Here is a 22,583-nt window from a genome sequence, read left to right as displayed (position 1 = left end):
GCCCCCCCGCGGCGGTCGGGGGGGGGGGGGGTGGGACTGGGTGTCCCGCCTGGGGGGCGCCCCCGGGGGGGGGGGGGGGGGGGGGGGGGGGGGGGGGGGGGGGGGGTGGCCCCGCACCGCCCTCGACAGGTGGTCCTCGGTGTGCCCGACCCCCGGGAACCGGGTCCTCGGTGTCGGCCCCGGAGGCCAGCGCCGGGCCCAGGACCGAAACCGGGGCCAGGGCCAACTCCGGTTCCAACTCCGACTCCGGCTCCGGCTCCGGCTCCGGCTCCGGCTCCGGCTCCGAGAGCAGCCCCGGAACCAGCCCCGGAACCGAGCAGGACGGACGGCCCGGCTACTGCGGCCAGGCGGCGTCGATGTCGGCGGCGGTCTTCTGGATCGACTGCCCCTCGGCGAACCAGGCGGTCAGCGACTTCCACTCCTGCCCGGCGCCCACGGCGGCCGGCATCAGGTCGGAGCCGTCGAAGCGGAAGGTGGCCGACGGGTCCGTCAGCGCCTCCGCCGACAGCTTGTCGATCGGGTCGGTGTAGAGGCTCTTGTCCACGCCCTGGTTGGCCGAGACCCAGCCGCTCGCGGTCTTCACCCGGCTGCTCGCCCAGTCCGAACTGGACAGGTAGTTCTGCACCGCCTGCACCTCGGGCCGCCCGGAGAAGGCCGCCAGGAACTCCCCGCCGCCCTCGACCGGGTTGGCGACCGACGGGTTCACCGCGGGCAGGTGGAAGGCGAAGACGTCCCCGTCCGGGCCGACCTTGGTGCCCTTGGGCCACTGCGCCTCGTAGAAGGAGGCCTGCTGGAGCATCAGGCACTTGCCGCTCAGGATCGGCGTGCCCGCGTCCTGGAAGGTGGTGGTGGCGATCGACTTCACGTCACCGAAGCCCGCGTTGACCCAGGCCGGGTTCTGCATCCAGTCGGCGACCGTCTTCATCGCGGTAGTGATCTTCTGGTCGGAGAACTTCACCTGGTGGCCGACCCACTGGTCGTACACCTCGCCGCCGTACGAGCCGAGCACCACCTCCTCCAGCCAGTCGGTGGCCGGCCAGCCGGTGGCCGTCCCGGAGGCGATGCCGCCGCACCACGGCTTGGCGCCGCCGGCCTTGGCGATCCGGTCGCTGAGCGCCATCAGGTCGGTCCAGGTCTTGGGCACGTCGTAGCCGGCCGCCGTGAAGGCCTTCGGCGAATACCAGACCAGGGACTTCATGTTGGCGCTCATCGGGGCCGCGTAGTAGGTGCCGTTGACCGAGCCGTACGTCTTCCAGATCGGGCTCCACTTGTCCTGGTTGGCAACGGTCTGGGCGGGCGGCTTCACCACCTTGCCGCTCTTCACCATCTGCGCCAGCAGGCCCGGTTGCGGGATGATCGCGAAGTCCGGGGCGTTGCCGCCGGAGACCCGGACCGGCAGCTGGGACTCGAAGTCGTTCGAGCCCTCGTAGCTGATCCTGATCCCGGTGCACTTGCTGAACTCGGCCCAGGACTTCTCCAGGTTGTCCGACTCCGGGCTCAGGATCGAGGCGAACATCGTCACGGTGGTGCCCGAGTGTCCGGCGTACGGCTGGTACTTGGCGCAGTCGCCGGACAGCGAGGCGGCCGATCCGCCTCCGCCGCCACCCGAACCGCCGGAGCTGTTGGAGCAGGCCGCGGTCAGCGCCAGTGCCGCCACCAGGACGGGCACGGCGGCCAGACGGCGGCGGGAACTCGATTGCGGCGCGGTCGGGTTGAGGGTCAATGCGGTTCTCCTCGCCAGGGCATGCTGCCGACGGTGGGCTGAACGACATTGCGCTGTACCGGAGATGGGCCTACCCGGGGATCGCGGACAGGTTCACGGGAACGGAATCGCGGAACGGAATCGCGGAACGGGATCACGGAACGGGATCACGAGCGGGATCACGAGCGGACGGCGGCCGGACTGATCGAAGACGTTAACGCAGCCGCCGCCCCCCGCCAAGGTCCCCGTTCGACCTTCACAAGCCGGTGTCCCGACCGTGACCCGCGCCCGGAAGTCGAAGGCCCCGACCGGACGCCCACCCGGACGTCCAACCGGACATCCGCCGTAAATCCAGCCGGGGCCTTGTGATATGACCGAACGTCAGAAGAGCCGTACCGGCAGCTCCAGCAGGCTGTTGACCACCAGCGAGGGGCTCGGCCGCAGGTCCGCGTCCGGCACCGCGAGCGACAGCCCCGGGAAGCGCTCGAACAGCGCGGGTAGCGCGACCCCCGCCTCCAGTCGGGCCAGCGGGGAGCCCGGGCAGACGTGCGGGCCGTGGCCGAAGGACAGGTGGCGGGACGGGTCCCGGGTGATGTCGAAGACCTCGGCGGTCACCCCGTGCTGGAGCGGGTCGCGGCCGATCGCGTTGTACGAGACCAGCACCGGTTCGCCGGCCGGGATCACCACCTCGCCGACCGGTATGGGCTCGGCGGCGAACCGGAACAGGAAGTTGCTGGTCGGCGGTGTCCAGCGGAGCGACTCCTCCACCACCGCGTCCCAGGACACCTGTCCCGAACGCACCAGTTCCAGCTGGTCCGGGTGGGCCAGCAGGGCCCGCACCGCGTTGCCGATCAGGTTCACCGTCGTCTCGTGGCCGGCCGCGATGATCACCCGCAGGGTGGCCGCCGCCTCCGCGTCGCTCAGCGCCCCGCCCTCCGTGTCGGCCGCCAGCAGCACGCTCGCCAGGTCCTCGCCGGGAGCCGAACGGCGCTGCGCCACCAGGCCGTTGACGAAGGCGTTCAGCCCGGCGACGGTCGCCTGGATGCCCTCCGGGTTCGGCTTGATGCCGAAGAACCGCTCGTACAGGTCGCGCAGCAGGCCGTGGTCCGACTCCGGTACGCCCAGCAGCGAGCAGATCACCGTCATCGGCAGCGGGAAGGCGAAGGCCGTCTTGAGGTCCACCAGCGGCTCGCCCGCCGCCAGGGCGTCCAGCAGCGCGTGGGTGATCTCCTCGACGCGCGGACGCATCAGCTCCACCCGGCGCGGGGTGAAGGCCTGCGCGACCAGTGCCCGAAGCCGGCGGTGCTCGGCCCCGTCGGTGGTCACCATGCTCGGGCCGGGCACCGCCAGGCCGATCAGCGGCCAGGTCTTCGGGACCTCGCCGCGCTGGTAGGCCGCCCAGTGCGCGGCGTCCTTCACGAGCCGGGCGTCCGTGAGCAGGTCACGTGCGGCGGCGTGCCGCGTCACGGCCCAGGCGGCGACCCCGCCGGGCAGTTCGACCGGCACCACCGGGCCGGCGGCCCGCAGCAGGGCGCCCTCGGCCGCGTTGTCGCGGGCCAGCGGGTCGAGGGCGATTCGGGCCGGGGCAGCGGTCATCGACGTCTCTCTTTCGAAGCTCTGGAGAAGCTCTCTCGAAGCCTTTCGAAGCCGTTCGAAAACAGCCGAAGCCTTTCGGAGGTTTCGAGGGCGTTCGAGGGGTTTCGCGGCTCTTTCGAACGGCGGGTGCGGGTGGATCAGGCCGGGTGGCCGGGGGTGAACGAGACCGGCAGCGCCACCAGCCCGCGCACCCAGGCCGACGGCCGCCACACCAGCGCGTGCTCGGCCACCGCCAGCCGCAGGTCCGGCAGCCGGTCGAGCAGCACCTCGATCGCGGTGGTGGCGATCACCTCGGCCGCCTCCTGGGCCGGGAACGGGCAGCCGTGCTCGCCGTACGAGTAGCTCAGGTGCGCCCGGTTGCCCTCCGCCGGGCGGCCGTCCGGCTGCCGGACAGCCGGGTCGGCGTTGGCCCCGGCGATGCCGAGCAGGACCATGTCCCCCTCGCCGATCCGCTGGCCGCCCACCTGGGTGTCGCGGACCGCCCAGCGTCCGGCGAAGATCTGGGTCGGGGTGTCCTCCCAGAGCGCCTCGTTCAGCGCCTGGCTGATGCTGCGCCGGCCTCCGGCCAGCGAGGCCGCGAACCGCTCGTCGGTGAGCATCAGCCGCAGCGTGTTGGAGATCCAGTACGAGCTCGGCTGGTGGCCGGCGATCAGCAGCACCCGCAGGTCGCGCATCACCTCGTCGTGGGTCAGCCCGGCCGGGTGCGCCAGCATCCGCGAGGCGACGTCGGCGCCCGGGTACTCGGCCTTCTCCTCGACCAGCGCGAGCATCAGCTCCAGCAGCCGTTGGGCGCCGGCCGGCGCGTCCGGGCCGCCGTCCAGCATGGCCAGCAGCGCCGCGATCAGCTGCGGCGCCTGCTCCTCGTCCAGGCCGAGCACCCGGCACAGCACCAGCAGCGGCATCCGGTGCGCGTACTCGGCGACCAGGTCGGCCTCGCCGCGCCCGGCGAACTCGTCGATCAGGCCGTCGGCGATCTCCTCCGCGTGCTTGCGCAGCTCGTACGGGTCGATCCCGGCCAGCGCGTCGGTGACCGCGCGCGAACGCCGGACGTGCTCCTCGCCCTCGGCGTAGAGGATCGAGGGGACGGGCGCCATCATCGGCTTCAGCGGCCAGTCGGCGGGCAGCGTCGCCCAGGCGTGCCAGCGGCTGGAGTCGCGGCCGAACAGCTGCGGCCGGCCGGTCACCTGCTGCAGCTCGCGGTAGCCGATGACCAGCCAGGCGGGCACGCCGCCGGCCAGCTCGACCGGGGCGACCGGGCCGTGCGCGGCGCGCAGCTCGCGGTAGAGCTGGGACGGGTCGGTCTGGAAGCGCGGCCCGTACAGCGGCGTGGCGCCGGCGTGCGCCGGGCAGCCCGGGGGCGGGGTGGCGGCGGGCTCGGTCACGGGGTGCTCTCCTCGTAGATCGCGGTGCGGGGCCCGGCCGGGGCTGGCCGCGCGGCGGGGGCCGTCTCGTCCTCCCCGGCGGCAGCGGCCGGGACGCCTCCGTCGGCACCGGCCAGGACGGCTCCGTCGGCACCGGCCAGGGCGGCCTCGTCGGCCCCGGCCAAGGCGGCCAGGTGGTGGACCAGGGCGATCAGCACCCGCTTGCCGGACTCGCGGTCGCGCGCGTCGCAGTCCACCAGCGGCACCTCGGCCGGCAGGTCCAGCGCCTCGCGGACCTGCTCCAGGGTGTGGCCCGGCTCGCCGAAGTTGTTGCGGGCCACGATGAACGGCGTGCCGTGGTGCTCCAGCCGGTCGATGGCGTACCAGGAGTCCTCCAGGCGCCGGGTGTCCACCAGGACGACCGCGCCCAGGGCGCCGCTGAACAGGCGGTCCCAGAGGAACCAGAAACGTTCCTGCCCGGGCGCGCCGAACAGGTACAGCACCTGCCGGTCGGAAAGGGTGATCCGGCCGAAGTCGAAGGCGACCGTGGTGGAGCGCTTGCCCCAGGCGCCGGCCGGGTCGATGCCCTCGCCCGCCTTGGTCATCACCTCTTCGGTGTTCAGCGGACGGATCTCGCTGACCGAGCCGACCAGGGTGGTCTTGCCCACGCCGAAGCCGCCGACCACGACGATCTTCAGCGCGTTGTCGGCCGTCGCCCGCAGCGGGGTGCGGGCACCGGCGGGCCGGACGTCAGCGGCAGCCTGAACGGCGCCGGCGGGCCGGGCCTCCACAGCGGTCCGGACGCCACCGACGGGCGAGACGTCAGAGCTGTTGAAGGCCATGCAGCACCTGCTTCAGCGTGTCGAGGTCGGGCAGCCGGGCCTTGTTCGGCGCGAACCGGGGGTGGCGGGCGGTGACCGCCCCGGACTCCAGCAGGTCGCCGAGCAGGATCTTCACCACCGAGACGGGCAGCGCCAGTTCCGCCGCCACCTCCACCACGGCGGTCGGGGCCTCGCACATCCGCAGGATCCGGGCGTGCTCCGACTGCATCCCGGGCGCCGGCTGCCGCTCGGCGACGATCAGGGTCACCAGGTCGAAGGCGTTCTCCGGGGACCGGCTGCGGCCCCGGGTGATGGTGTAGAGGCGGTCCGGGTCGTCGTCGCGCCCCGGCAGCACCGGTCCCGGACTCATGCGCCCACCTCGCTCCGCGCGGCGGGGGCGTCGACCCCCGCGACCCCCGCGACCCCTTCGACCGTCCGCTCGCTCCGCGCGCTCATATGACCGCGCTCTCTTGCGCGGCCTCGCCTTCCGCCGCCCGGGCGGGCGCGCTGAGGTGGACCCCGATCTGCTCGATCAGGCCGTGCATGTTGTGGCCGACCACGCCGACGTCCGCGTCGTCGTCCGTGACCACCGCCAGGTGCGCGCCCTCGCCGGCCGCCACGATGCACAGGATGCCGCCGTGGAACTCGGTCATCGACTGCCGCACGCCGCCGCTGCCGTCGCCGAACTCGATCGAGGCGCCGTGCGCCAGGCTCTGCAGACCGGAGGCGATGGCGGCCAGCTGGTCGGCCTGGTCGGTGCTCAGTCCGGCGGTGTGGCAGAGCTTGAGGCCGTCGGCGGAGAGCACCAGGGCGTGCCGGGTGCCGGGGGTCGCCGCCAGCAGGTTCTCCAACAGCCAGTCGAGGTCACGGTCGGTGGCACTGCTCATCAGGTGTCCTTCTCGGTGACGGGGGAAGCGTCGGGCGTGGTGTCGGGGGCTGTGGTCGGCACCCCGGAAGGGTCGGTGGCCGGCGGCCCGGCAGAGTCGGCGGCCGGAGCCCCGGCAGGGTCCGTGACCGGCGTCCCGGCGGGGCCCTCGGTCGGAGCCCCGGCGGCGGGCTGTCCGGCCGCCGCCGGACGGGCGGCGGCCCGGCGGAACGCGCCGAACCGGCCGGCCGCACCCGCCGCGTCGGTGCCGGCGGGCTTCGCCGCCCGGTCCGTCGCGGGGGCGGCGGTGGCCAGCGTCTGTCCGCGGCGGCGCTGCGGCAGGCCGCTGTCGGTCGTCCGGACGGGCGCGGCCGGCAGCGCGGGCGCGGTGGCGGTCCGCGTCCCGGCCGCGGCCTGCGTCCCGACGCGGGTCCGCTGCGCGGAGGGAGCCGGAGGCAGGGAGGCCGGGGCGGGGCGCGCCGAGGTGAGCGCGGGGCGCGCGGTCTCCGCGGGCGACGCCTGTACCGGTACGGACACCTGGACGGGCGCCGGGGCCGCGGCCGGTGCCGGGTGGGTGACCAGCTGATGCGGGATCAGCATCACCACGCCGGTACCGCCGCGCGCCGAGGGCCGGAAGGAGATCTGCAGCCCGTGCTTGCGTGCCAACACGCCGACCACCGCCAGCCCCAGGCGGGTACCCGCGGAGAGCGTGGTGAGGTCCAGCGGTTCGGCGGAGACGGCCCGTTCGGCCCGGCGCAGCCAACTGTCGCTCAGGCCCAGCCCGCTGTCCTCGACGGTGACCGCCAGCCCGGCGGGCACCTCCTCGACGTAGACGTGCACCTCGGCCGGCGGGGCGGAGAAGTTGGTGGCGTTGTCCAGCAGTTCGGCCAGCGCGTGCATCACGCCCTCGGCCGCGTACCCGGCGACCGCGGCGGTGCTGGCGTTGTGCAGCCGCACCCGCTGGTAGCCGCCGATCCGGCCGAGCGCGCCGCGCAGCACCGACTCCACCGCGATCGGCTTGGCCCAACGGCGGCCCGAGCGGGCGCCGGTGAGCACCGCGATGCTGTCGGCCATCCGGCCCGCCTGGGCGGTCGAGTGGTCCAGGCTCAGCAGGTCGCCGAGGACCTCCTCGTCGTGCCGGTGCTGCATCTCGCGCAGCTCGGCGTGCATGCTCGTGGCCAGCGCCTGGACCCGCCCGGCGGCGGTCGCGCACACCGCGAGCGCGGCGGCCCGCAGCCGCTCACCGCGGCCGATCTCCTCGCCGACGGCGCGCAGCAGCGGGTACTGGGGGTGCTTGCGGTGGACGGCCAGCGCACTGTCCACCGCCGCGCCGGCCCGCAGCTTCGCCACCACCTCGGGCAGCACGCCCTCGGTGATCCGGGCCAGTTCGGCGCGCTCGGCCTCGACCCGGGTCCGCTCCGCCTCCGCCCCGGCCCGCTCGGCGTCGAGTTCGGCCCGCAGCCGGGCCAGCTCGGCGTGCGCGGTGGTGACGTCGGCCTCGGCCCGGGCCTGCCCGGCGCGGGCGGCGTCCCGCTCGGCGAGCGCGGCGGCGGTGCGGTCGGCAGCGGCCGTCTCGGCCTGCCGGGCCGTGCCCGCGGCGACCAGCGCCGCCCGGGTCTCCTCGTGCTGCGCGGCCAGGTCCTCGGCCAGCCCGCGGGAGCGCTCGACCCCGGCCGCCGCGAGGCCGACGGCGATCAGCCAGAGCACCGTGACGGCGCCCACCGCGAGGGCGGTGAGCGGCTGGTGCGCGCCGAGCGCCCGGGCGACGCCGACCGGCGCGGCGACCAGCGCCAGCAGCACGGCGGCCGCGGTCAGGGCGACGGTGCGCGGCGCGGGCCGGCGGCGCGATCGGCCGTCGGGGCTGGTGGCTTCTCTCATCGGTGCGGTCCTCGGCAACGTCGGCGGGCGGCGGCGCGGGCGGCGGGTCGGCGACGGTTGCGGCCGCCGACAGCTGGTCGGGCGCATACCAGTCCGCCCGGCGACGTAGCGAAACGTCTCCGGGCGTCTGATCGGTTCACGCTTTCGGCCGATCATATCGATTCAGACATAGGCCTCAAGCGGCCAGTTGACGGCCAATCTCCTACCTTCACGCCGCCCACACCACACGACGACGCCCCGACGCCCACCCGAGCGCCACGCCTCACACCGTGGGCGCCCGTCCTGTGCCGGCGGCCGCCGACCTCAGCGGCCGCCGAACCGTCGCTCCAGCGCCTCCTCGAAGGTCCCTCGGCCCACCGCCCGATCCGGCGTCAGGTTGCCGCCCGCCCGCAGTCCGCGGCCGGTCGATCCCGGCAGGGGCAGCGGCAGCAGCAACCGGCGCCTGCCCGCCGCCCGCAGGTAGGCCTCGGCCAGTTCCCGGTACGAACGCACCTGCGGGCCGCCGACCTCCGTGGCGAAGCCGGCGGGCTCCTCCCCCGCTAGGTCCGCGACCGCCGCGGCCACCTCCCGTACGTCCACCGGCTGGCACGCCACCCCGCTCAGCACCGGGAGGACCGGCAGCTTCACGGAGGCGTCGAAGACCTTCAGCACCAGGTCGTGGAACTGCGTCGCCCGCAGCACCGTCCAGCCCAGCCCCGACTCCCGCACCACCCGCTCACAGGCGAGCTTCGTCGCGTAGTACCCGAACGGCACCCGGTCGATCCCGACGATCGACACGTACACCAGGTGCCGCACCCCGGCCTCCCGGGCCCGGGCCACCAGTGTCCGGACCCCGGCCACGTCCGCCTTCTTCTGCGTGGTCGCGCAGTCCACCACCACGTCGACCCCGGCCATCGCCTCCGCCACCCCGGCCCCGCCGACCAGGTCCCCGACCGCCCACTCGACCCCGTCGCCCCCGTCCCGCACCCGCCGGCTCAGCCCCCGCACCGCCACCCCGCGCGCCACCAGCAGCCGCACCACCTCCCGCCCCAACGTCCCCGTCGCCCCGGTCACCAGCACCGTTCCCACCACCGCGCCACTCCTTCCCTGAGGAAACCCGTCACCCCCTACAGACCGGACACCGCCCCCGAACGTGACATCGGCATGCCCGGGCACTCGGGCGAGGGCACACGAAAAAGCGGGGCGAGGACCGATGAAGGTCCTCGCCCCGCTTCAGGGGTTCACCTCAGGAGGCGACCACCGGGGTCGGGCGCGGTCAGCTGCAGCCGCTGGTGGAGCCGCAGCCCTCGCAGAGGTAGCAGCTGCCGGCGCGGCGCATCTTGGTGCCGCAGGAGAAGCAGAGCGGGGCGTCGGCGTTGAGGCCGAGCTGGATCTCCATCAGCTCCGTGGAGTTGTGGGCCTGCTTCGGGGTCGCCTTGGGTGCCTCGACGACGACGGGGGCCGGGGCCGGGGCCGGGACGGCAGCCGGCTTGGCCGCGACGGGGGCGGACTGGGCGAGCGACTCGGTGTCGAGCTCCTCGGCCTCCAGCGGCTCGTACGAGCCCGTCTCCAGGTGGCGCTGGCGCTCCTCGACGGAGTGGATGCCGAGCGCCGACCGGGTCTCGAACGGCAGGAAGTCGAGCGCCAGGCGGCGGAAGATGTAGTCGACGATCGACTGCGCCATCCGCACGTCCGGGTCGTCGGTCAGGCCGGCCGGCTCGAAGCGCATGTTGGTGAACTTCGAGACGTAGGTCTCCAGCGGCACGCCGTACTGGAGGCCGACCGAGACGGCGATGGAGAAGGCGTCCATCATGCCCGCGAGGGTCGAGCCCTGCTTGGACATCTTCAGGAAGACCTCGCCCAGGCCGTCGTCCGGGTAGGAGTTGGCGGTCATGTAGCCCTCGGCGCCACCGACCGTGAAGGAGGTGGTGATGCCCGGACGGCCCTTGGGCAGGCGCTTGCGGACCGGGCGGTACTCGACGACCTTCTCGACCACGGCGGCCGGGGTGACCGGGGCGGCCGCCTCGGTCTTCTCCTCCGAGTCCTTCTTCTTGGCCGAGAGCGGCTGGCCGACCTTCGAGTTTTCGCGGTAGATGGCGAGCGCCTTGACGCCCATCTTCCACGCCTCGAAGTAGATCTCCTCGACGTCCTCGACGGTCGCGGCGGCCGGCATGTTCACGGTCTTGGAGATGGCGCCGGAGATCCAGGGCTGGATCGCGGCCATCATCCGCACGTGCCCCATCGGCGAGATGGAGCGCTCGCCCATCGCGCAGTCGAACACCTCGTAGTGCTCCGGCTTCAGGCCCGGGGCGTCCACCACGTTGCCGTGCTCGGCGATGTGGGCGACGACCGCCTCGATCTGCTCGTCCTGGTAGCCGAGGCGCTTGAGGGCGCGCGGGACGGTGCCGTTGACGATCTGCATCGAGCCGCCGCCGACCAGCTTCTTGAACTTGACCAGGGCCAGGTCGGGCTCGACGCCGGTGGTGTCGCAGTCCATCATCAGGCCGATGGTGCCGGTCGGGGCGAGCACCGAGGCCTGGGCGTTGCGGAAGCCGTTCTGCGCGCCGAGGCGGAGCACGTCCTGCCAGGACTTGTTGGCGGCCAGCCAGACCGGGGCGTCCAGGTCGTCGTGGGAGACGGCGTCCAGCGAGGCGTCGGCGTGCTGCTTCATGACCTGCTGGTGCGGGGCCGCGTTGCGGGCGTAGCCGTCGTACGGGCCGACCACGCCGGCGAGTTCGGCGCCGCGGCGGTAGGCGGTGCCGGTCATCAGCGAGGTGATGGCGCCGGCCAGGGCGCGGCCGCCCTCGCTGTCGTAGGCGTGGCCGGTGGCCATCAGCAGGGCGCCGAGGTTGGCGTAGCCGATGCCGAGCTGGCGGTAGGCGCGGGTGGTCTCGCCGATCTTCTCGGTGGGGAAGTCCGCGAAGCAGATGGAGATGTCCATCGCGGTGATGACCAGCTCGACGACCTTGGCGAAGGTCGCCGCGTCGAAGGAGTCGTCGTCGCGGAGGAACTTCATCAGGTTCAGCGAGGCGAGGTTGCAGCTGGAGTTGTCCAGGTGCATGTACTCGGAGCAGGGGTTGGACGCGTTGATGCGGCCGGACTCCGGGCAGGTGTGCCAGTGGTTGATCGTGGTGTCGTACTGGATGCCGGGGTCGGCACAGGCCCAGGCGGCCTCGGCCATCTTGCGGAACAGCTTCTTCGCGTCGACGGTCTCGATGACCTCGCCGGTCATCCGGGCGCGCAGGCCGAATTCGGTGCCGTTCTCGACGGCGGTCATGAATTCGTCGTTGACGCGGACCGAGTTGTTGGCGTTCTGGTACTGGACGGAGGTGATGTCGTCCCCACCGAGGTCCATGTCGAAGCCCGCGTCGCGCAGGGCGCGGATCTTCTCCTCCTCCTTCACCTTGGTCTCGATGAAGGCCTCGACGTCCGGGTGGTCCACGTCGAGCACGACCATCTTGGCCGCGCGGCGGGTGGCGCCACCGGACTTGATGGTGCCGGCCGAGGCGTCAGCGCCGCGCATGAAGGAGACCGGGCCGGAGGCGTTGCCGCCGGAGGAGAGCAGTTCCTTGGAGGAGCGGATCCGGGAGAGGTTCAGGCCGGCGCCGGAGCCGCCCTTGAAGATCATGCCCTCTTCCTTGTACCAGTCGAGGATCGAGTCCATGGAGTCGTCGACGGACAGGATGAAGCAGGCGCTGACCTGCTGGGGCTGCTTGGTGCCGACGTTGAACCAGACCGGCGAGTTGAAGCTGAACACCTGGTGGAGGAGGGCGTGGGTCAGCTCGTGCTCGAAGATCTCGGCGTCGTCCTTGGAGGCGAAGTAGCCGTGCTTCTCGCCGGCGGCGCGGTAGGTGAGCACCACGCGGTCGATGATCTGCTTGAGGCTCCACTCGCGCTGGGGGGTGCCGACGGCGCCGCGGAAGTACTTGGACGTGACGATGTTGACGGCGTTGACCGACCAGAAGTCGGGGAACTCGACGCCGCGCTGCTCGAAGTTGATCGAGCCGTCACGCCAGTTGGTCATGACGACGTCCCGCCGCTCCCAGCGGACCTCGTCGTACGGGTGCACGCCAGGAGTGGTGTAGATGCGCTCCATCCGGAGACCGCCCTTCGGGGCCTTGGCGCCCTTGGCCGCGGCCTTCTCGGACTTCGACCCGCGTGCGGAACCGCTCGTGGTGTCTGTCACTTCTCGCTCCTCCTCCTGGGCAAACGCCCGAAGTGCCCTGAAAAGTCCGGGCACTGCTGGTTCGTTCTTCCGGTGTGCGGGCAGGCAGGAACCCTGCCTGCTTACGCACGGTTTGTAGTGTTCTGTGCCCCGTTTTCGGGCACGCGTGGGCCCCGCGGGGCCGTGGTGGTTCGGGTGGCTGGGCCCGCGAGGGGCCCGGCGCCTCCTAGGGCGCGGCGGCGGACACGGACACGCAGGTGTCGTCCGCCTCGGGGGTGCGGGGCCGTTCTGCGCGGAGCTCCGCGATGGCGGCCTCGAAGTCTTCCAGTCCGTCGTACGCCTGGTACACGGAGGCGAAGCGCAGGTAGGCGACCACGTCGAGTTCCTTGAGCGGGCCGAGTATGGCCAGCCCCACGTCGTGGGTGGTCAGCTCGGCGCTGCCGCTGGCGCGCACGCACTCCTCGACCCGCTGGCCGAGCTGGGCGAGCGCGTCCTCGGTGACCGGGCGGCCCTGGCAGGCCTTGCGGACGCCGGTGATGACCTTCTGCCGGGAGAACGGCTCGGTGACGCCGCTGCGCTTGATGACCATCAGCGCGGCCGTCTCCACCGTGGTGAAGCGGCGTCCGCAGTCCGGGCACTGCCGACGACGGCGGATGCAGCTGCCGTCCTCGGTGGTCCGGCTGTCGACAACACGGCTGTCGGAGTGCCGGCAGAAGGGGCAGTGCACCTCGGGATCCCTCCCTGGCAGAACGTTCGGACCTGTTGAGTCTATGCGATGCGCCCCCGGCCTGGGCAAGCTGATCATGCGGGGCGACCACTAGTACTGGGCACGGAGAGGACTGTAGCCACTACATCTAGGAGTCTGGGGGAGGTGAGCGCCTTGGCGTGTCGATGCCGCGAGGGGCCCGATTAGACTGCCGGGGGCGAGTTTCGCTCGAACATTTACTCGATGTACAACAAAGCCTTGATCGAGTCAGTCAACTCCCGAATAATTCACTCGAACGTGTGTTTGGCGCAACCTTTCGATAGGAGGCGCGTTGGGCTGGAAAAGGGGAGAGGACAGCCGTCGAGAGGGGCCGCCGTGAACACGATCGAAAGCAACACCATCCCGGTGCAGGAACACTCCCAGTTCAAGGTGGGGCAGCGCACCACGAATCAGCAGGGTGTGGACAGCAGCATGGACCGTAGCGAAGACCACCGCCTCTCCGGCGCGGCCCTTTCCGGGGCGACCCGCGTTCCCGACCAGCCGATCGAACACTCCACCGCCATGGACGACTCCCACACCTCCCCCGCCCGGGCGATGCCCGGTCGCCCCCCCGGCATCCGCACCGACGAGGCCGGTCTCACCGAGCGCCAGCGCCGGGTGATCGAGGTCATCCGGGATTCCGTCCAGCGCCGCGGCTACCCGCCGTCCATGCGCGAGATCGGCCAGGCCGTGGGCCTGTCCAGCACCTCCTCGGTCGCCCACCAGCTGATGGCCCTGGAGCGCAAGGGCTTCCTGCGCCGGGATCCGCACCGCCCGCGCGCCTACGAGGTCCGCGGCGTCGAGGTGGCCCGCCCGAACACCGCCGAGACGGCCGGTCGGCCCTCCACCTCCTACGTCCCGCTGGTCGGCCGGATCGCCGCCGGCGGGCCGATCCTGGCCGAGCAGACGGTCGAGGACGTCTTCCCGCTGCCCCGCCAGCTGGTCGGCGAGGGCGAGCTGTTCGCGCTCACCGTGCGCGGCGACTCGATGATCGAGGCGGCTATCTGCGACGGCGACTGGGTCACCGTGCGCCGCCAGCCGGTCGCCGAGAACGGCGACATCGTGGCCGCGATGATCGACGGCGAGGCCACCGTGAAGCGGCTCAAGCGCGAGGACGGCCGGATCTGGCTGATGCCGCACAATCCGGCGTACGAGCCGATCAACGGCGACAACGCGACCATCCTGGGGAAGGTCGTCGCGGTCCTGCGCCGCCTCTGAGCGGTCCGGCGCCGCCCCTGGGCGGCCCCGTGCGCCTCTGAGCGCACCCGCGCCGCCTCGGCGCGCACAGCAACACGCACCAGCACGCACCGCACCACCACACACACCGGGAAGGGGCTCCTCCGCACAGTGCGGGGAGCCCCTCCGGCGTTCCACGGGCCGGGCGGCCGGGCCCTCAGCCCCGCTTCACCACCGGCCGCACCGGCGCCGCCGAGGCGTCGATCGACGCCAGCGAGCGGCGCACCTGGTTGCGGTCCGTGGTGTACCAGAACTCCGGCATCGAGGAGCGGAAGAAGCTCCCGTACCGCTTGGTCTCCACCCGCGGGTCCAGCACCGCGACCACGCCCCGGTCGTCGGCCGCGCGCACCAGCCGGCCCGCGCCCTGCGCCATCAGCAGCGCCGCGTGGGTCGCCGCGACGGCCATGAAGCCGTTCCCGCCGCGCTGTTCGACGTCCTTCTGGCGGGCGCTCATCAGCGGGTCGTCCGGCCGGGGGAACGGGATCCGGTCCATCACGACCAGCTGGCAGGCCGAGCCGGGCACGTCCACGCCCTGCCAGAGCGAGAGCGTGCCGAACAGGCAGGTCGTCGCGTCCGAGGCGAACTCCCGGATCAGTTCGCCGAGGGTGTCCTCGCCCTGGAGCAGGACGCGGTGGTCCAGCCGCTCGCGCATCGCCTCGGCGGCCGTCTGGGCGCCGCGCATCGAGGAGAACAGGCCCAGCGTGCGCCCGCCGGCCGCGCCGATCAGCTCGGCCAACTCGTCCAGCATGTCGGGCCGTTCGGGATCGCGCCCGGGGTCGGCCAGGTGCTTGGCGACGTACAGGATGCCCTGCTTGGGGTACTTGAACGGCGAGCCGACGTCGATCCCGCGCCAGTGCGGCACCGCGTCCTCGCCGAAGCCCGCGTCGGCGTCCGGGTTGTCCCCGGCGGTGCGGACGTCCGGCAGCCGCGTCTCGGAGGGCAGGCCGACCGAGGCGGCGACGCCGTTGAAGTCCCCGCCGAGCTTGAGCGTGGCCGAGGTGAGGACGACCGAGCGCTCCTTGTACAGCCCCTCGCGCAGCAGCCCGGAGACGCTCAGCGGGGCGACCCGCAGCGAGGCGGTGCCCAGCCCGTAGCGGTCGCTGCGCTCGATCCAGACCACGTCGTACTCGGAGTCCTCCAGCAGCCGCTCGGCCGTCTCGTGCAGCGCCTCGGCCGAGGCCATCGCCTGCTTGCGGACGGCGTCCTCGTCGCTGAGCCCCTTGTCCCTGGTCTCGCCGAGCGAGGTGATCACCTGGCGGGAGGCGTCCCGGATCGCGGTGACCGCGTACGCGAGGTACTCGGGCAGTTCCTCGACCCGGCCGGGCTGGGCGGTCTCCATCAGGCCGTGGTAGTTCTCGGCGGCGGCCTGGAGCGCGTCCACCGCCTTCTCGTTGGCCAGCCGCGCGGCCCGCTTCACCGCCCGGTTGACGGCGCCGACGGTCAGCTCGGCGGTGGCCGCGCCGGTGACCCGGTTGACCAGCTCGTGCGCCTCGTCCACGATCAGCAGCCCGTGCTCGGGCAGCACCGGCGCGCCCTCGATCGCGTCGATCGCGAGCATCGCGTGGTTGGTGACCACGACGTCCGCCAGCTTGGCCCGCTCCCGCGCCTTCTCCGCGAAGCACTCCTGGCCGTACGGGCAGCGGGTGGCGCCCAGGCACTCCTTGGAGGTGACCGAGAGCTGGGCCCAGGCCTTGTCGGAGACGCCGGGGCTGAGGTCGTCGCGGTCCCCGGTGTCGGTCTCGTCGGCCCAGTCGCGCAGCCGCAGCACGTCCTTCCCGAGCTTCCCGGTGGGCCCGCCGAGCGCGTCCACCGGGTCGAACAGGCCCTCGCCCTCGTCGCTCGGGGTGCCTTCGTTGGCCCGGTGCAGGCAGAGGTAGTTGGAGCGGCCCTTGAGCATCGCGAACAGCGGGCGGCGGCGCAGCACCGGGTGCATCGCCTCGACGGTGCGCGGCAAGTCCCGCTCCACCAGCTGGCGTTGCAGCGCCAGGGTGGCGGTGGCGACCACCACCCGGTCGCCGTGGGCGAGCGCGGGCACCAGGTAGGCCAGGGACTTCCCGGTGCCGGTGCCGGCCTGGACGAGCAGGTGCTCGGCGTGGTCGACGGCGTCGGCGACGGCCTCGGCCATCCGGACCTGGCCGGGGCGCTCCACACCGCCGACGGCCGCCACCGCGGCGTGCAGCAGTTCGGGGATCCGCGAGCGCGGGACGGCGACGGCTTCCTCGGCCTCGTCGCCGAGGACTGCCGCCCGCTGGGATTCGGAGTCGTGGGATTCGGAGTCGTTCGTCATGACCCTCCCAGCCTACGGGGCGGGGGTGACAATCCGGTCCCGTTGCCCGGGCATCCGCACGTCCACGGCGACCAGCGCGTTCGGCACCGTCCCGTACCGGGCGGCGTGCGGGCGGTGCGGGCGGTCCTGGTAGCCGTCCATCAGCAGCCGGTTGCGGTTGAGGCAGAGCCGGTCGATCCGGGGGCGGAACAGGTCGAACAGCTCGAAGCGCTCGCGCAGCTCGGGGAAGCGGTCCTGGTAGCGCAGCACCTCGGCGCGCAACAGGGCCCAGAACTCGGTCTCGGGCAGTCCGGTCTGCGCCTCCAGCAGCGGGGCGAGGAAGCGGAAGACGCCGATGAACAGCCCGGAGTGGATGAACTGGCAGAGCCCCTGCGGGCTCTCCCGCAGCAGCACCTCGGCCACCTCGTCGGGCAGGCCGCGCAGTTCGGGCAGGTCCTGGGCGCTGAGGTTGACGTCGTCCACGAAGTCCTTGACCGCGAGCCGGACCGGCGCGTCGGCGGGGTCGAAGACCACGATGGCGTTCTCGCCGTGCGGGGAGAAGACCAGCCCGTAGCGGTAGAGGAAGTGCAGCAGCGGCGGCATCATCGCGGCGAACAGCCGGGCGGTCCAGTCGCCGGGGAGCAGGCCGGAGCGGTCGATCAGCTCGGCGGCGAGCGCCCGCCCGTCGGAGCCGGTCTGCAGCAGCGAGGCCAGGGTGCGGGCGCGCTCGCCGCCGTCCAGGAAGGGGCCGAGCGGCTGGCGCCAGATCGCGCCGAGCAGCTCCTTGTACTGGTACGGCGCCTCGGGCAGCTCGCGGTAGAGCGGGTGGTCGACGGTGACGGAGGCGATCTCGCCGAGCAGGATCACCCGGCACTCGTCGCGCAGGTACGGGTCGGCGTCGCGCAGGCCGAGCAGCCAGGCGGTGACGGCGGGCGCGGCCAGCGTGCGCTCGACCGGCAGGCCGCGCCAGACCAGGGTGTTGAGGATGGACAGCGGCAGCTTGACGGTGCAGCGCTCGGGGTGGGCGGTGTTGAAGAAGGAGCGGATGGACTGCTGGGGCAGCCGTGGGTCGCCGTCCGAGGGCAGCGGGACGATCTCGCCGGAGGCGATCCAGGGCGCGAACAGCGGCAGGACCGTCTCGTCCCACTGCCAGGGGTGGACGGGCAGCAGCAGGTAGTCCTCCGCGTCCAGACCGAGCGCGGCGCGCAGCGCGTCCACGTCGTCGAGCTCGCGGGCGTACAGCTGCTCGGGCCGCTCCAGGCCGGGCACGCCGCGGTACTCGGCGAGCCGGCGGTGCACGGCGATCCACGGCAGCGGGCGCGGGCTGCGGGCCTCCGGGGCCCAGCGGGCGGCGTCGGCGGCGGAGAAGCCGATCCGGCCCTTGTTGGGGACGATCCAGGGGTGGCCGGTCTGCCGGCCCTCCAGCGCGGCGTGGTCGAGGTCGGCGAGTTCGGCGGCGGTCAGCGCGGTGGCGAGCTGGCGGGCGTCGGCGGTGAGGGTGGCGGAGAGCTCGCGGATCAGGTGGCCGGTGGTCTCGCCGCGCAGGCCGAGGGTCTGCCGCGCGTACGGGAGGAAGCGCAGCGGGTCCAGGCCGTCCGGGCGGGAGCAGCGGACGGACTCCGGGTCGACCTGCCAGCTGTCGTAGGAGCCGCGCCGGGCGGTGAAGCGGTACTCGGCCTCGGGCAGCTCCAGCCGGTACTCGCCGGGCTCGTCGCCGGGGACGGGTCGGAGCAGTTCCTCGTAGGCGAACTCGCCCAGCATCTTGGCCAGCAGGGCGCGGCCGGCCCGCTGCCAGTGCCCGGCGGTGAGGTGCGGGGGCAGGTGGAGCGGCGGTTCAGCGGCCGACGGTTGCGGCACGGGTCAACTCCTGGGGGCGGGGGACGGCGGGGGTGGGCTGTTCCACGGGACCGGCGGGGGTGGGCTGTTCTACGGGACCGGCGGAGGTGGGCTGGTCGGCGGGCCCGGCGGGGCCGGGCGGCGCGAAGCCGGTCCAGGCGGTGCGGCCGGGCAGCCGGTGGACGGTGCGCCCGGTGACGGCGTTGAGGATCACGGCGGCCCGGTGGGCGCCGAGTCCGAGGTCGGGGGTGCCGACGCCGTGGGTGTGCAGTTCGGCGTTCTGGACGTACAGCCCGCCGGTGAGTCCGGGCCGGGTGGCGACCCGGTGGTCCTGGTCGACCCGGTAGCGCCCGGCCTCGTCCCAGTCGATCAGTTCGGCGAGCGGTTCGAGCGCGGCCGGGCGGGCCGCCCGGTAGCCGGTGGCGAGCACCACGGCGTCGGTGCGCAGCAGGTGTTCGGCGCCGGAGTCGGTGTGCCGGCAGTGCAGTTCGAGGCCGCCGCAGGGGCCGGGGCGGGCGGCGTCGACGGCGGTGCCGGGGGTGATCTCGACCGGGGCGGCGTCGATCGGCCGGCCGATGGTGCGCTCGTAGAGGTGGTCGTGGATCTCGGCGAGGGTCTCGGCGCTGGCGGCCTTGTGCAGCTGCCACTGGGCGGTGACCAGCGCGTCCCGGACGGCCGCGGGCAGGCCGTGGAAGTAGCGGGTGTAGTCGGGGGTGAAGTGCTCCAGGCCGAGCTTGGAGTACTCCATGGGGGCGAGCGCCCTGGTCCGGGTGAGCCAGCGCAGCCGGACGTCGTCGCCCTCGTGGCGCCGGAGCAGGTCGAGGAAGACCTCGGCGCCGGACTGCCCGCTGCCGACGACGGTGATGTCGCGGGCGCCGGCCAGGTCGGCGCGGCGGTCCAGGTACTCGGCGGAGTGGAAGGCCCGCGGGTGGCCGGCCAGCGCGGCGAAGGCCTCGGGCAGCACCGGCCGGGTGCCGACGCCGAGGGCGAGGTCGCGGGCCCTGACCTCGGAGCGCCGGCCGGTCGCGGTGTCGGTCAGTTCGGCGCGGTACCAGGGCGCCTCCCAGTGCAGGGCGGTGACCTCGGTGCCGAAGCGGCAGTTGGCCAGCCGCTCGGCGGCCCAGCGGCAGTAGTGGTCGTACTCGCGGCGCGGCAGCTGGAAGCGCTCGGCGAAGTAGAACGGGAACAGCCGGTCCTGGTCGCGCAGGTAGTTGAGGAAGGACCACGGGCTGGTCGGGTCGACCAGGGAGACCAGGTCGGCGAGGAACGGCACCTGCATCCGGGCCCCGTCGACCAGCATCCCGGGGTGCCAGCGGAACTCCGGGCGCTGGTCGCAGAAGAGCGTGCGCAGGCCGGGGACGGGTTCGGCGAGTGCGGCGAGCGAGAGGTTGAACGGGCCGATGCCGACGCCGAGCAGGTCGTACGGAGGGGGTGTCGAGGTGTCCACAGGGTCGTCCTAGGCGGGGAGTTGGGCCTGCGCGGCGGGCCCGTCGGCCCGGTCGCGGACCATCAGGGCGGCGCGCTTGTCGGGCAGGTCGAGTTCGGCGGCGGCCCGGAATCCGGCCCGTTCGAAGGCCCGGACGGACCGCCGGTTGCGGACGTCCGGCTCGGCCACCACCCGTTCGCAGCGCGGATTCCGGCGGAGAATCAATTCTGCGAGGGCGGCCAGCAGGACGGCGCCCAGGCCGCGGCCGCGGCTGGCGGCGGGGCCGAGCAGCAGGTGCACGCCGGTGTCGTACGGCCGGGCCGGGTAGTGCGCGGCGAGCGGGTCGAGGTCGGCGCGGTAGACCTCCCAGTAGCTCATCGGCTCGCCGTCGAGCAGGCCGAGGCACGGGAGGCTGCGGCCGTCGCCGTCCAGTTGGGCCCGGACGTGCCGTTCGGTGACCTCCGGCGGCCCGGCGAGCTCCCAGAAGGCGTCGACCTCGGGGTCGTTCATCCACCCGGCGAGCAGCGCCAGGTCGGCGGGCAGCCGGACCGGGCCGAGCCGGAACTCGCCGGCCGGGGTGGGGACGGCGCCCCACCCGGACAGGCCGTCCGGCACCCGGCACCCGTCGTCCGTCATCAGGCACCCGCCACCGGGTTGGGGATGTCCACGTACACGGACTGGCTGGCGACCGGGCCGACCAGTTCGTCCATGCCGTTGACCCGGGTGAGCAGGTTGGCCTTGCAGGGCAGCGCGGGCGCGTCCAGCAGCAGCGCGGGCAGCGCCGAGCCGGTGGCGGCGGCCCGCGGGCCGGCCAGGAACCGGCGCAGCGCGGCCAGCAGCACCGTCTCGTCGGCGAGCCGCTGGGAGCCGAGGGCGCCGATCAGGCCGAGCACGTGGTTGATGCCGAGGTAGTAGGCGAAGTGGTGGTCGATCACCTCGTCCGGCAGGAAGGTGTCGCTGTCCGCGCCGAGTCCGGGCAGCCGGGCGGCGAGCCGCGCGGCGGCGCTCTCCCGGTAGTAGTAGCCCTGGTTGTCGCGGTAGCGGCCGCCGCAGGGCCAGCCCTCGGCGTCCAGCAGGACGAGGCTGTTCTGCTGGTGCGCCTCCAGGGCGATGCCGCCCCGGCCGTCCAGCCAGAGGATGGGCAGCACGACCGCGTCCAGGTAGCGCAGGAACCATTCGGCGGCCACCGTCGGCAGCGGGCGGGCGCAGCGGACGGCCAGGGCCCGCAGGGTGTCGCCGAGCCGGGAGGGCACGGTGTCGCCGGTGCCGAGCGGCTGTTCGGCGACCAGGCCGGCGACGCACAGCGCCCGGTCGGTGGGCGCGAAGGGCTGGGCGCGCAGCACGGTGTCCAGGCCGCCCGGGTCGCCGAGGGCGGGGTGGTCGACGCCGATCCAGGCCGGGTCGCGGACGATGTCGAAGCCGGGGTGGGCGGCCCGCCACTCGGCGGCCAGCCCGCTCTCCAGTAGCCGGTGCATCTCCAGGCCGCGGTGCAGTTCCTTGCGCAGGTTCTCCCGGCGGGAGTTGGTGATCCGCAGGCCGAGCGAGAGCTTGAGCATCCACGGGGTGCCGGGCCGGTAGACGGTGCGCACCGAGGAGGTGGGGTACCAGGGGTCGCCGGCCGGGCCGAGGTCGTGCAGCAGCCCGTCGGCGAGCAGGGCGGCGACGGCCGGGCGGTGGGCGAGTTCGCGGGCCTGCCAGGGGTGCAGCGGGACGGCGGCGGTGCCGGGCGGCAGCGGCACGGCGCCGTCGAGCAGGCCGGCGGTGAGCCGTTCGGCGCTCTCGGCGACGGCGGAGCCGGCCGCGAGCAGTTCGCGGTCGACGGCGTACCAGTGCAGTTGGAAGGAGCCGTGCAGTTCGGGCGAGTAGGCGGCGCTCTGGGCCGGGCCGAGGCCGTCGCGGCTCTTCGGCGTGGGGTGCAGCGGGTGGCCGAGCAGCAGGGACTGCTCGGCGGCGAGGAAGTGCGAGCGCTCCGGCCCGCCGGGCACGGCGGCGGTGCGGCGGTGGGCGAGGATCTCGGCGGTGCGCACGACCGAGTCGCCGACCCTGGCGGCCAGGTCGGCGACCTGCCCGGGGTCGGGCCGTTCGGCGGCCGCGGCGGCGAGCAGCGCGGCGGCGGTGACGGCGTCGACGGGGGCCTCGCGGACGTCCCCGGCCGCGCCGGTCTCCCCGACCGCGAGGGTGGCGGGTCCGAAGCGGTGCCAGCCGCCGGGCGACCAGTAGCGGACCGGGGCGGTGAGCCGGGCGGCCCCGCCGAGGACGGCGATCCGCAGCCGGCCGTCCGGGCCGGGCCGGGCTCCGGTCTCCCGGGTCCAGCAGCGCAGCAGGGCCTCCAGTCCGGCCTGTTCGGCGGCGACGGCCGGGTCGGGGTGCAGCAGGAGGTCGTGCCCGTGGGCCCGCTCCACGGTGGGCGACGGTACGGGCGGGGCGACGGTGAGGGCGGCGGTGCTCAAGGCTGCTCCTTGGGGCGCGTGGGGGTGCGGACGCGCACTGTGGTGGAGGGGTCGGCGGGCGCTCGCACCGTCGCGTCAGGTAAGGGTTACCTATCCCTGACGGGTGATCACAAGGACGGCTCACTCGTCAGGGTGAAGATCGGGGATTGTCCACCAACGGGGCCCGAAGCCCTGCTGCGTCGGCGGACCGGGCGGGCCCGGATCACGGATCGGTGACCTCCGGCCCGCACCGCAACCCGGGGGGGCGGGCAGCGCCG

Annotated in this window: 16 protein-coding genes; 1 reads left to right on the top strand and 15 read right to left on the bottom strand. The window is 73.5% G+C overall.

What is annotated here, in order from left to right; translation table 11 throughout:
* Positions 1–334: 334 nt before the first annotated feature.
* The 10 genes from ACFVXH_RS32160 to nrdR form a co-directional block, all read right to left on the bottom strand.
* A complete protein-coding gene (locus tag ACFVXH_RS32160) occupies positions 335–1,723 on the bottom strand; it encodes an ABC transporter substrate-binding protein (RefSeq protein WP_387829416.1) in 1,389 nt (462 codons plus the stop codon).
* A 360-nt stretch (positions 1,724–2,083) separates the two neighbouring features.
* Positions 2,084–3,298 (bottom strand): cytochrome P450, encoded by a 1,215-nt coding sequence (locus tag ACFVXH_RS32155; protein WP_387829414.1) that lies wholly within the window; start codon positions 3,296–3,298, stop codon positions 2,084–2,086.
* A 137-nt stretch (positions 3,299–3,435) separates the two neighbouring features.
* A complete protein-coding gene (locus ACFVXH_RS32150; protein WP_049653108.1) occupies positions 3,436–4,680 on the bottom strand; it encodes a cytochrome P450 in 1,245 nt (414 codons plus the stop codon).
* A complete protein-coding gene (locus tag ACFVXH_RS32145) occupies positions 4,677–5,450 on the bottom strand; it encodes an ATP/GTP-binding protein (protein ID WP_387829467.1) in 774 nt (257 codons plus the stop codon). Before ACFVXH_RS32145 ends, ACFVXH_RS32150 begins: the two co-directional genes overlap by 4 nt.
* Before the next feature lie 31 nt (positions 5,451–5,481).
* Positions 5,482–5,850: a DUF742 domain-containing protein gene (locus ACFVXH_RS32140; RefSeq protein ID WP_049653110.1), complete on the bottom strand. Its 369-nt coding sequence runs from the start codon at positions 5,848–5,850 to the stop codon at positions 5,482–5,484.
* Between the two features lie 82 nt (positions 5,851–5,932).
* Entirely contained in the window at positions 5,933–6,367 is a 435-nt protein-coding gene (locus ACFVXH_RS32135) for a roadblock/LC7 domain-containing protein (RefSeq protein WP_049653112.1), read from the bottom strand.
* Complete coding sequence (locus tag ACFVXH_RS32130) at positions 6,367–8,223, bottom strand: ATP-binding protein (RefSeq protein ID WP_387829412.1); 1,857 nt, start codon at positions 8,221–8,223, stop codon at positions 6,367–6,369. Before ACFVXH_RS32130 ends, ACFVXH_RS32135 begins: the two co-directional genes overlap by 1 nt.
* Before the next feature lie 303 nt (positions 8,224–8,526).
* Positions 8,527–9,294, bottom strand: a complete 768-nt coding sequence (locus ACFVXH_RS32125) for an SDR family oxidoreductase (RefSeq protein ID WP_387829410.1) — start codon at positions 9,292–9,294, stop codon at positions 8,527–8,529.
* A gap of 184 nt (positions 9,295–9,478) precedes the next feature.
* On the bottom strand, positions 9,479–12,388 hold the full coding sequence (locus tag ACFVXH_RS32120) for a vitamin B12-dependent ribonucleotide reductase (protein ID WP_375876198.1): 2,910 nt from the start codon (positions 12,386–12,388) through the stop codon (positions 9,479–9,481).
* 205 nt (positions 12,389–12,593) lie between these two features.
* A complete protein-coding gene (nrdR, locus tag ACFVXH_RS32115; RefSeq protein ID WP_049653458.1) occupies positions 12,594–13,094 on the bottom strand; it encodes a transcriptional regulator NrdR in 501 nt (166 codons plus the stop codon).
* Positions 13,095–13,448: 354 nt separating this feature from the next.
* On the opposite strand from nrdR, the gene lexA reads away from it, so the two are divergent.
* Positions 13,449–14,330 (top strand): transcriptional repressor LexA, encoded by an 882-nt coding sequence (gene lexA / locus ACFVXH_RS32110; protein ID WP_310593172.1) that lies wholly within the window; start codon positions 13,449–13,451, stop codon positions 14,328–14,330.
* A 175-nt stretch (positions 14,331–14,505) separates the two neighbouring features.
* Here the strand turns inward: lexA and ACFVXH_RS32105 are convergent, their stop codons facing one another.
* From ACFVXH_RS32105 to ACFVXH_RS32085, 5 genes are read right to left on the bottom strand one after another with little or no spacing between them, the layout of a single operon-like run.
* Positions 14,506–16,635, bottom strand: a complete 2,130-nt coding sequence (locus ACFVXH_RS32105; protein WP_387829407.1) for an ATP-dependent DNA helicase — start codon at positions 16,633–16,635, stop codon at positions 14,506–14,508.
* 12 nt (positions 16,636–16,647) lie between these two features.
* Positions 16,648–18,471, bottom strand: coding sequence for an IucA/IucC family protein (locus ACFVXH_RS32100; protein WP_387829405.1), 1,824 nt, complete (start codon positions 18,469–18,471; stop codon positions 16,648–16,650).
* On the bottom strand, positions 18,449–19,897 hold the full coding sequence (locus ACFVXH_RS32095) for a lysine N(6)-hydroxylase/L-ornithine N(5)-oxygenase family protein (RefSeq protein ID WP_387829401.1): 1,449 nt from the start codon (positions 19,895–19,897) through the stop codon (positions 18,449–18,451). Before ACFVXH_RS32095 ends, ACFVXH_RS32100 begins: the two co-directional genes overlap by 23 nt.
* 9 nt (positions 19,898–19,906) lie before the next feature.
* Positions 19,907–20,620, bottom strand: coding sequence for a GNAT family N-acetyltransferase (locus tag ACFVXH_RS32090; RefSeq protein ID WP_375876206.1), 714 nt, complete (start codon positions 20,618–20,620; stop codon positions 19,907–19,909).
* The gene (locus ACFVXH_RS32085; RefSeq protein WP_387829399.1) at positions 20,512–22,326 is read right to left on the bottom strand and encodes an IucA/IucC family protein; all 1,815 of its coding nucleotides are present in this window, start codon (positions 22,324–22,326) and stop codon (positions 20,512–20,514) included. Before ACFVXH_RS32085 ends, ACFVXH_RS32090 begins: the two co-directional genes overlap by 109 nt.
* Between the last annotated feature and the right edge of the window lie 257 nt (positions 22,327–22,583).

The sequence above is a fragment of the Kitasatospora sp. NPDC058184 genome, assembly GCF_042883725.1.
Classification (GTDB): Bacteria; Actinomycetota; Actinomycetes; order Streptomycetales; family Streptomycetaceae; genus Kitasatospora.
The sequence above is the reverse complement of the archived record's forward strand: the minus strand, read 5'-3'. Positions and strand labels throughout refer to the sequence as shown.